Source organism: Achromobacter sp., from assembly GCF_057314935.1.
On sequence record NZ_DBHKZA010000136.1, the window covers coordinates 1 to 8,561 of the forward strand.

General features: G+C 64.0%; 11 protein-coding genes and 1 tRNA gene. 9 read left to right on the forward strand and 3 right to left on the reverse strand.

Annotated elements, in window-relative coordinates; all coding sequences use genetic code 11:
• The first annotated feature begins 50 nt into the window (after positions 1–50).
• The 3 genes from ACO6D5_RS28540 (at position 51) to ACO6D5_RS28550 (ending at position 1,155) form a co-directional block, all read left to right on the forward strand.
• Positions 51–124, forward strand: a tRNA-Cys gene (locus tag ACO6D5_RS28540).
• A gap of 99 nt (positions 125–223) precedes the next feature.
• Positions 224–553, forward strand: a complete 330-nt coding sequence (locus ACO6D5_RS28545; RefSeq protein WP_485827247.1) for a hypothetical protein — start codon at positions 224–226, stop codon at positions 551–553.
• Between the two features lie 2 nt (positions 554–555).
• Positions 556–1,155 carry a DUF2946 family protein gene (locus tag ACO6D5_RS28550; RefSeq protein ID WP_485827248.1) on the forward strand — a complete coding sequence of 200 codons (600 nt, stop codon included), beginning with the start codon at positions 556–558 and terminating at the stop codon, positions 1,153–1,155.
• Between the two features lie 30 nt (positions 1,156–1,185).
• Here ACO6D5_RS28550 and ACO6D5_RS28555 read toward each other — a convergent pair whose 3' ends face one another.
• Both ACO6D5_RS28555 and ACO6D5_RS28560 read right to left on the reverse strand, forming a co-directional pair.
• Complete coding sequence (locus tag ACO6D5_RS28555; protein WP_485827249.1) at positions 1,186–1,650, reverse strand: nuclear transport factor 2 family protein; 465 nt, start codon at positions 1,648–1,650, stop codon at positions 1,186–1,188.
• 98 nt (positions 1,651–1,748) lie between these two features.
• Complete coding sequence (locus ACO6D5_RS28560; protein ID WP_485827250.1) at positions 1,749–2,150, reverse strand: DoxX family protein; 402 nt, start codon at positions 2,148–2,150, stop codon at positions 1,749–1,751.
• Between the two features lie 131 nt (positions 2,151–2,281).
• Here ACO6D5_RS28560 and ACO6D5_RS28565 point away from each other — a divergent pair, with 131 nt between their 5' ends.
• From ACO6D5_RS28565 to ACO6D5_RS28585, 5 genes are all read left to right on the forward strand, one after another.
• Positions 2,282–3,214 (forward strand): LysR family transcriptional regulator, encoded by a 933-nt coding sequence (locus ACO6D5_RS28565; protein WP_485827251.1) that lies wholly within the window; start codon positions 2,282–2,284, stop codon positions 3,212–3,214.
• Positions 3,215–3,224: 10 nt separating this feature from the next.
• Positions 3,225–3,806: an NUDIX hydrolase gene (locus ACO6D5_RS28570; RefSeq protein WP_280025882.1), complete on the forward strand. Its 582-nt coding sequence runs from the start codon at positions 3,225–3,227 to the stop codon at positions 3,804–3,806.
• Entirely contained in the window at positions 3,803–4,576 is a 774-nt protein-coding gene (gene aat, locus ACO6D5_RS28575) for a leucyl/phenylalanyl-tRNA--protein transferase (RefSeq protein ID WP_485827252.1), read from the forward strand. The genes ACO6D5_RS28570 and aat overlap by 4 nt, the downstream gene beginning before the upstream one ends.
• A 41-nt stretch (positions 4,577–4,617) precedes the next feature.
• Complete coding sequence (locus tag ACO6D5_RS28580; RefSeq protein ID WP_485827253.1) at positions 4,618–5,352, forward strand: arginyltransferase; 735 nt, start codon at positions 4,618–4,620, stop codon at positions 5,350–5,352.
• Positions 5,353–5,427: 75 nt separating this feature from the next.
• Entirely contained in the window at positions 5,428–6,471 is a 1,044-nt protein-coding gene (locus ACO6D5_RS28585; RefSeq protein ID WP_485827254.1) for a quinone-dependent dihydroorotate dehydrogenase, read from the forward strand.
• Between the two features lie 144 nt (positions 6,472–6,615).
• Here the strand turns inward: ACO6D5_RS28585 and phaP are convergent, their stop codons facing one another.
• Positions 6,616–7,194 carry a TIGR01841 family phasin gene (gene phaP, locus ACO6D5_RS28590; protein WP_006227698.1) on the reverse strand — a complete coding sequence of 193 codons (579 nt, stop codon included), beginning with the start codon at positions 7,192–7,194 and terminating at the stop codon, positions 6,616–6,618.
• Positions 7,195–7,576: 382 nt separating this feature from the next.
• On the opposite strand from phaP, the gene ACO6D5_RS28595 reads away from it, so the two are divergent.
• Positions 7,577–8,554, forward strand: coding sequence for a tripartite tricarboxylate transporter substrate binding protein BugD (locus tag ACO6D5_RS28595; RefSeq protein WP_485827255.1), 978 nt, complete (start codon positions 7,577–7,579; stop codon positions 8,552–8,554).
• Positions 8,555–8,561 lie beyond the last annotated feature (7 nt).

Genomic DNA, 8,561 nt, shown 5'->3' on the forward strand with positions numbered 1-8,561 from the left:
AAAAAGGAAGCAACGGCCAACACCGCGCTTCCTTTTTTCTTGCAAGTGCTGGCGCAATGGCAGAGTGGTTATGCAGCGGATTGCAAATCCGTGTACGTCGGTTCGATTCCGGCTTGCGCCTCCAGCATCTTTTCCCCCTCCCCCAGCATCTCGTTACGCATCCCTACGCGCTGTCAATCGAATGATTGCTATGGTGACGCCGTTTTCATCTGACGTCGAACCCATGCACCTCATTCTGAATTTCCGCGCCTGTTCCCGCGCCTATTCCCCTTTGCTGGCCTTGTCCACCGCCGCCGTGCTGTCGCTCGCGCCGCTGGCGGCCGAAGCCGATTCCGACCGCCACCACCATCGCCACGGCCGCGAGTACAAAGAGAAGTATTGGGAAGGCAACTGCAGGGTCGAGCGCAAATGGAAGCGCAACGGCGAATACCAGGAAAAGCGCAAGTGCCGTGACGATTACCGCCAGGGCTACATGGCGCCGCCGCAGGTCGTCATGCCCATGACGGCGCCGGCCATCATCATCAACCCGCCCCCCATCATCATCCGGCCCTGAACATGGATCAATCGGTGAAGGACGCAATCGCCCGCTGGCCCGATGTGCCTGCGGTGTTCGGCTGGCTGTCGCTGGACGGCCGCGGCCGCTGGCGCCTGCATCCGCAAGGCCAGGCCGCGCAAGGCGGCGAAGGCGAATCCATCACCAACAGCCAGATCCTGGATTTCATCAACCGCAACTATGAGCACGACGACGCGGGCCGCTGGTTCTTCCAGAACGGGCCGCAACGCGTCTTCCTGCGCCTGGATGCCGCCCCGTTCGTCTTGCGCTTGAGTGACGACAGCAGCCGCCTGGTCACCCACACGAACGTGCCGGTCGAATCCGTCAGCGGATGGTGGCTGGATGATGCCGGCCAGCTCTATGCGATGACGCCGGCAGGCGGGGCGATCGTGCTGGACCGGGACCTGCCCGCGCTGCTGGAAAAGCTGGTGTCAGACCACGGCGCGCCCTTGCTGGATGCGCTGGCCGACCTGACCGCGGGGCAAGTGATCCAGGCTTCCTGGCCGGATGCCTATCCAGCCGCGCCGCTGCGCGCGATTGCCGGACACGACGTCGCGCAGACGCTGGGGTTCGATCCCAACCCCCGCACGAAGCAAGACTGATCCGGCCGGGCCGGAATCGACGCCCCCCGATCAGAACATGCCGTTGGTGTTGGCGGACTGCTCCGGAATGGGCTGCACCGCGTCCCAATGCTCGACGATCTTGCCCTGCTCAAGCCGGAAAATATCGATGATGGCATTGCCGCGCGTGCCCGGCTCGCGCACCGCGTGCACATGCAGGATCACGTAGTCGCCATCCGTGAAGACGCGTTTGATCTCGCTATGCGACTTCGGGAATTTGTCGCGCAGGAAGGCGACGAACTTGCGGAAGCCTTCAGGGCCGTCGGCCGCGTTCGGGTTGTGCTGCACGTAGCGGTCGCCCACATACTTCAGGGCGGCGTCCGCATCCTTCTGGTTCAGCCCCTTCTCGTAGAAGGCCAGCACGGCGGCCTTGTTGGCGGCCTCTTGCTCGGGACTCGCCTGGGCGACAGGCGACAAGGCGGCGGCCAGCAACACGGCGCCCGCGGCGCGTCGGATCAATCGCATCGAAACAATCATCAAGACTCCTGAATGGAAAAGGACGGCCGGCTCATTCTATGAGCCGGCCGCCCCTTCGACCATGACCGCCTCGGTAGACAGTCTGATGCGCGCAGCGATCAGCCGCGGCCGCTTTTGATCAGCGCGAACTTGCCGTCGCCCAACAGCGCCAGCACGGCAGCCCCCACGGTCAGGAAGATCGGGTATTCCCAGCCGCCGCCCGCGTTGCTGAAGCCCCAGCCATTGCCGAAGTGGACGGTGGACGCCACGAACAACTGCACCACCGCAATCGCCGCGACCCAGCGCGGCACGATGCCCAGGATCAGCAGCGCGCCCGCGGCGACTTCAAAGAACGTGACCGGATAGGCCAGCCAACCGGCGAAACCGATCTTGGCGAAGAACTGCGCGGTGCCAGGCAGCGTGAACACCAGCAGCTTGGTCAGGCCGTGGGCCAGGAACATGACGCCGAGGGCGACGCGCAGCAACAGCGCGGCGTAAGGCGCGGTACGGGTATCAATCATGGGGGCTCTCCTTGAGCGGTTCAGGAATCGCCCAATACGGGAAGATTCATCTTGGGCGCTATTCTTGCGATTCCAAAAACAAAGATAAACATGCAGAATTGCAAATTATTGTTCCCCGTTAGGAAACAATCTTGGACACCCACACCGCCATGCAGACCTTCGCCAAGGTCGTGGAACTGGGCTCATTCGCGGCCGCCGCCGACAAGATGGGCCAAGCCCGGTCCGTCGTGACCCGGCAGATCGCCTATCTGGAGCAGAAGTACGGCGTGCGCCTCTTGAACCGCACCACGCGCAAGCTCAGCATGACGGATGCCGGGCGCGCCTTCTATGACCGCGTGCGCCCCATCCTGGCTGAAGTGGCCGACCTGGAGCTGTCGCTGCAGGCCGAAGGCCAGCGCCCCAGCGGCCGCCTGCGGGTCAGCGCGCCGGTGTCGTTCGGCATCCTGCACCTGGGACCCGCCATCGCCGAATATCTGCAACGCTATCCCGACGTCGTCATCGATCTGGACTTGAATGACCGCGTCGTCGACCTGGTGGAAGACGGGTATGACGTGGCGGTGCGCATCGGCCCGCTATTGGATTCTTCGCTGGTGGCCCGCCCGCTGGCGCCACAGCAATTGCGGGTCTGCGCCGCGCCTGCCTACCTGAAGCGCCATGGCACGCCCAAGACGCCCGAAGACTTGAAGCAGCACCGCTGCCTGCACTACGCCTACGCCAGCACCGGCAACGAATGGCATTTCGAGAAAGACGGGGTCACGCATCTGGTCCGCGTGAACGCGGCGCTGCGCGCCAATAACGGCGACGTGCTGCGCACCGCCTCGCTGGCGGGGCACGGGGTCATCCTGCAGCCCGAGTTCCTGGTCGGCGACGATATCCGTGCCGGACGGCTCGTGACGCTGCTGGACGACTACGCGCACACCCCGATTTCCATGTACGCCATCTATCCCCACCGGCGCTTCCTGTCGCCCAAGGTGCGGTCTTTCGTCGAACACCTGGAAGCGCGCTTCGGCGTCCCGGCCCCTGCCGCCCCCGGGCGGCGCGCCACTGCCCGCCGCAGCCGTTAGAATCCTACCCATGACCGCGAAACCGTCCATCGAATACTTCCCCGCCCCCCGCCGTTCGCTTTTTTGCAGCCAGTGCGGCACGCCCGTCAATCGCCGGGTGCCGGAAGGCGACAACCGTGAACGCGACATCTGCGATCACTGCGGCGCGATCCACTACCAGAACCCGCGGCTGGTGGTCGGCACGGTCCCGGTCTGGGAAAACCGCATCCTGCTTTGCCGGCGCGCGATCGAACCGCGCTACAACACGTGGACGCTGCCCGCCGGCTTCATGGAACTGGGTGAAAGCACCGCGCAGGGCGCAGCCCGCGAAACGCTGGAAGAATCCGGCGCGCGCATCCAGCTGGGCGAGCTCTACACGCTGATCGACCTGCCCCAGATCGACCAGGTGCACGTGTTCTACCTGGCCCAGGCGTTGGGGCCAGAACTGGATCCCGGCCCCGAAAGCCTGGAAGCCCGCTGGTACGACGAAGCCGAGATCCCCTGGGACGATCTGGCGTTCCGCACGGTGGCCACGACGCTGCGGCACTACTTTGAAGACCGCAAGCAAGGCGTCTTCGTCCCCCACCACTACACCCTCGAATCGCACCGTTGAAGCTGCCCTGGCTTGCCGCCGACACCCCATTTCCGCCAGCCGAATTCGCGCTGACGGATCCTGATGGCCTGCTGGCAGCCGGTGCGGACTTGTCCCAGGAGCGCCTGATCCAGGCCTACTCCAACGGGATCTTCCCGTGGTATTCGGAAGGCGAACCGGTGCTGTGGTGGAGTCCCGACCCCCGCATGGTGCTGGCAGTGAAGGATTTTTCGCCTTCGCATTCGCTGCGCAAGCTGCTGCGCCAGATCGCCAGCCAGGAACACGACGCGTCACCCCGGGTGCAAGTGCGCGTGGACACCGTCTTCCCGCAGGTGATGGCGCACTGCGCCGCCCCGCGCGATGGCCAGCCGGGAACCTGGATCACCAGCGCCATGCAGCAGGCCTACGCCGGCTGGCACCAGGCCGGGTACGTGCACAGCATCGAGACCTGGATCGATGGCGAGCTTGCCGGCGGCCTGTACGGCATCAGCCTGGGACGCATGTTCTTCGGTGAATCCATGTTCACCCGCGTGCCCAACGCGTCGAAGATCGCGCTGGCCTACCTGGTGCGCTACCTGAGCGGCCATGGCGTGCAATGCATCGATTGCCAGCAGCAGACGCGGCACCTGGCCAGCCTGGGCGCCCGGCCCATCGCCCGGACGCGCTTTCTGCAGCACGTGCGCCAGGCGACGGCGCAAACGCCCATCCCGTGGACGCGGGGCATCCTGGACAGCGGTGGACGCCTGTTGCCCGATGCCGCATCCGACGCCGACTTAAGCGTTAATATGTAGCCATCCCGTCGCGGACTTGCCGTCGCGATGCGTAATTCCCCATGAGCCAGCTCAAAGAACTTCCCTTCTCCACGCTGCAGTTCTACGCAACCGCTCCCTACCCTTGCAGCTACCTGCCGGGTCGACAGGCCCGGTCGCAGGTCGCCGCGCCCGGCCACCTGATCAACGCGGGCACCTACTCCCAACTGGTCGAGCAAGGCTTTCGCCGTAGCGGACTGTTCACGTACCGCCCCCATTGCGACAACTGCCAGGCCTGTGTGCCCGTGCGCGTGGATACCGCCGGATTTGCGCCCAACCGCAGTCAGCGCCGCGCCTGGCGCGACCACCAGGATTTGCAGTCCTTCGTGGCCGAACTGGCGTGGTCGCCCGAGCATTACCGGCTGTATACGCGTTATCAACAGGGGCGGCACCCGGGCGGCGGCATGGACGAAGACAGCCGCACCCAATATGCGCAGTTCTTGCTCACCAGCCGCGTGAACACGCGATTGGTGGAATTCCGCGACCCCGACGGGGTGCTGATGATGGTGTCCATCATCGACGTGCTGGACGACGGCTTGTCGTCGGTCTATACCTTTTACGATCCCGACGTCGAAGGCAGTCTGGGCACCTACAGCATCCTGTGGCAGATCGAACAGTGCCGCAACTTGAACCTGCCCTGGCTATACCTGGGCTACTGGATCGAGGACAGCCGCAAGATGTCCTATAAGTCCAGTTTCCACCCCGCGCAATTCCTGGCCGACGGCGAATGGCGCGACCGGGTCGTTCCGTCCCCCTGATTTCTTCCGCCCGCGCGCCTGCGAGCCCTCGGCGCTGCCGCAAGGCCGGCGAAATTGGCTCTACAATTCCGCCCCATGTCTATCCTCTTCCACGCCTATCCCCTGGCCCGCCCGGCGCTGTTCGCCATGGATGCGGAAACCGCCCACGAAGTCACGCTGTCGGGCCTGCAACGCGCCTATGAGTGCGGCGCCACGCGCAAGCTGATGCACGCGCAGCCGAAGTCGCCCAGCACGCTGATGGGCATGCAGCTGGCCAACCCGATCGGGCTGGCGGCGGGCCTGGACAAGAACGGCGCTTATATCGACGCGCTGGGCAATCTGGGGTTCGGCTTCATCGAAGTCGGCACGGTCACCCCGCGCGCGCAACCCGGCAACCCCAAGCCCCGCATGTTCCGCCTGCCGCGCGCCAACGCGCTGATCAACCGGCTGGGCTTCAACAACCAGGGCCTGGACGCGTTCCTGGCCAATGTGCAGCGCAGCCAGTGGCGCAAGCAAGGCGGCATCCTGGGCCTGAACATCGGCAAGAACGCCGATACGCCGATCGAGCGCGCCGCCGACGATTACCTGATTGGCCTGGAGGGCGTGTACCCCCACGCCGACTACGTGACGGTGAATATCTCGTCGCCCAACACCAAGAACCTGCGCGCGCTGCAAAGCGGCGACGAATTGTCGGCGCTGCTTGCGCAACTGGCGGACAAGCGCCGGGCACTGGAAGACCAGCACCAGCGCCGCGTGCCGATGGCGGTGAAGATCGCGCCCGACCTGACGCAAGAGCAGATCGATGCGATCGCCGACACGCTGCCGCGCCACGGCATCGACGGCGTCATCGCCACCAACACCACGCTGTCGCGCGACTCGGTCGCGGGCCAGGCGCACGCGGACGAAGCAGGCGGCCTGTCCGGCGCGCCGGTGCATGAACTGTCATTGAAGGTGATCCGCCGCCTGAAGGAACAGCTGGGCAACAGCCTGGCCATCATCGGTGTAGGCGGTGTGCTGTCGGGCCAGCAGGCCCGCGAAAAAATGGCCGCCGGCGCCGATGCCGTGCAGCTGTACACCGGCCTGATCTATCGCGGCCCCGCCTTGGTGGGCGAATGCGTGCGCGCGGTGTCGGGAAAATAAAATCGCTGCCCCACGTGGGGCGCTTTTATTGAGCAAGCGCACAAAAAAAAGGGGCCACCCGGTGGGTGGCCCTAATTCCAGCTCTGCTCTGTCACTCAACAGTACTACATTACTGCGATTTACGCAGCATCGCGCGTCAGAGACTTAGGCGCTGCGACGGCTGCGGTTGGCAACCTTGGTGGCGGCATCGGCGGCATCCGTTGCAGCCTTGAAGGTCGCGTTGGCGGCGGCATTCAGGTTCGATTCGGCGACTTCAGCAGCCTGCTTGGCGGCCTTGGTGACGGAATCGTAGGCGCTGGTCGCGGTGGCCAGCGAGGACTTGAACAGGGCAACGGCGCTTTCCGAGCCGGCCGGTGCGTTCTTCGAGAACTGGTCAACGGCTTCGCTCAGCTGTTGCTGGCCTTCGGCGATCTGTTCTTCGGTCAGCTTGACCAGGCTGCCTTGGACGCCGGCAACGATGTCATACACGTGCTTGGTGTAAGCCATGGCCTTTTCGGCGCCCGGCTGCAGCAGACCGGAGGCGAACGCCGCGGCTTCTTGCGGGTCCTTCACTTCGGCGGCTTGTTGCGAACGCTGGGCGACTTCGTCCAGGGTAGCGCGAACGACCTTCAGGTTCAGCTCGACCAGCTTTTCAAAGCCGGCGAAAACGGCGGACTGGGCGGCCACGAAAGTGTTGATGCTGGCCTTTTGACGGTCCAGAACTTGTTGCGGAATTGCGCTCATAGGATGCTCCTTTATGGGTAGCCGGAAGCTTCCGGCAAGTCAGGATGGTTGTCTGCGACGAAAAATTAAAACGTGCGCGGAAACTGGTACTACAAGCTACCGCCGGCCCGTTTGATGCACTGCACAATTCACATTCTAGACTGGCAGGATTTCTTGTCAAGCAGTTTTTGTGCAACGCAACAAGTATTTGCACTTTAACGGTGCATGCCCCTGCATGACTTTGATCCTGCTCAAGAATTTCCCATGATTCGGGAAATACCGGACATGACGGCGTATCAATTCTTTTCTAAACTGCTTTCACGCTGATGACAGACAAATACAAATCAAAAGTCAGCGGTCAAAACTAAATCGCAGCAAGCAAAACCCTGCAATTGGAGACTTCATGACCCTAATTCCCCGCACGCTTTCGGCCCTGCTCGCGGCCAGCGCCATGCTCGCGGCCGGCGCCGCCCACGCGGAATATCCGGAGCGCCCCATCAATATGGTGGTGCCATTCGCCGCAGGCGGCCCGACCGACAACGTCGCCCGCTCGCTGGCGGAAGCCATGCGGCCGAGTCTGGGCCAGACGGTTGTGGTCGAAAACAAGGGTGGCGCCGGTGGCACCATCGGTACGACGCAAGTCGCCCGCGCCCAGCCGGACGGCTACTCCATCCTGCTGATGCACGCCGGCTTCTCCACCGCGCCGTCGCTGTACAAGAACCCCGGCTACGATCCGTACAAGAGCTTCGAGCCCATCGGCCTGGTCGTCGACGTGCCCATGACCATCATCGCGCGCTCGGACTTCCCGCCCAACAACATCAAGGAACTGGCCGAGTACGTCAAACAGAACAAGGACAAGGTTTCGCTGGCCAACGCCGGCATCGGCGCCGCCAGCCATCTGTGCGGCACCATGCTGGTCGAAGCGCTGGGCGTGCAACTGCTGACGATTCCCTACAAGGGCACCGCCCCGGCCATGAACGACCTGCTGGGCAAGCAGGTCGACCTGCTCTGCGACCAGACCACCAACACCACGCAGCAGATCGAGAGCGGCAAGGTCAAGGCCTACGCCGTGACCAGCCTGAAGCGCGTCCCCACGCTGCCCAATCTGCCCACCATGGACGAGTCCGGCTACAAGGGCTTTGACGTGGGCATCTGGCACGGGATGTGGGTGCCGAAGGGCACGCCCAAGCCCGTCGTGGACAAGCTGATCAAGAGCCTGCAGACGGGTCTGGCCGACCCCAAGTTCCAGGACCGCATGAAGCAATTGGGCGCTACCGTGCTGACCTCCGAGGCGAATCCGCAAGCGCTGGACGCCAAGGTCAAGCAGCAAGTGCCCCAGTGGGCCGAGCTGTTCAAGAAGGCGGGCGTCGAACAGCAATAACGCCGCC

Excerpts from the sequence above, each read along its gene's own strand:
- phaP (WP_006227698.1), bottom strand. The coding sequence starts at position 7,194 with ATGAGCGCAATTCCGCAACAAGTTCTGGACCGTCAAAAGGCCAGCATC.
- ACO6D5_RS28550 (WP_485827248.1), top strand. The coding sequence starts at position 556 with ATGGATCAATCGGTGAAGGACGCAATCGCCCGCTGGCCCGATGTGCCT.
- ACO6D5_RS28560 (WP_485827250.1), bottom strand. The coding sequence starts at position 2,150 with ATGATTGATACCCGTACCGCGCCTTACGCCGCGCTGTTGCTGCGCGTC.
- ACO6D5_RS28555 (WP_485827249.1), bottom strand. The coding sequence starts at position 1,650 with ATGATTGTTTCGATGCGATTGATCCGACGCGCCGCGGGCGCCGTGTTG.
- ACO6D5_RS28595 (WP_485827255.1), top strand. The coding sequence starts at position 7,577 with ATGACCCTAATTCCCCGCACGCTTTCGGCCCTGCTCGCGGCCAGCGCC.
- ACO6D5_RS28580 (WP_485827253.1), top strand. The coding sequence starts at position 4,618 with ATGAGCCAGCTCAAAGAACTTCCCTTCTCCACGCTGCAGTTCTACGCA.
- ACO6D5_RS28585 (WP_485827254.1), top strand. The coding sequence starts at position 5,428 with ATGTCTATCCTCTTCCACGCCTATCCCCTGGCCCGCCCGGCGCTGTTC.
- ACO6D5_RS28545 (WP_485827247.1), top strand. The coding sequence starts at position 224 with ATGCACCTCATTCTGAATTTCCGCGCCTGTTCCCGCGCCTATTCCCCT.
- ACO6D5_RS28570 (WP_280025882.1), top strand. The coding sequence starts at position 3,225 with ATGACCGCGAAACCGTCCATCGAATACTTCCCCGCCCCCCGCCGTTCG.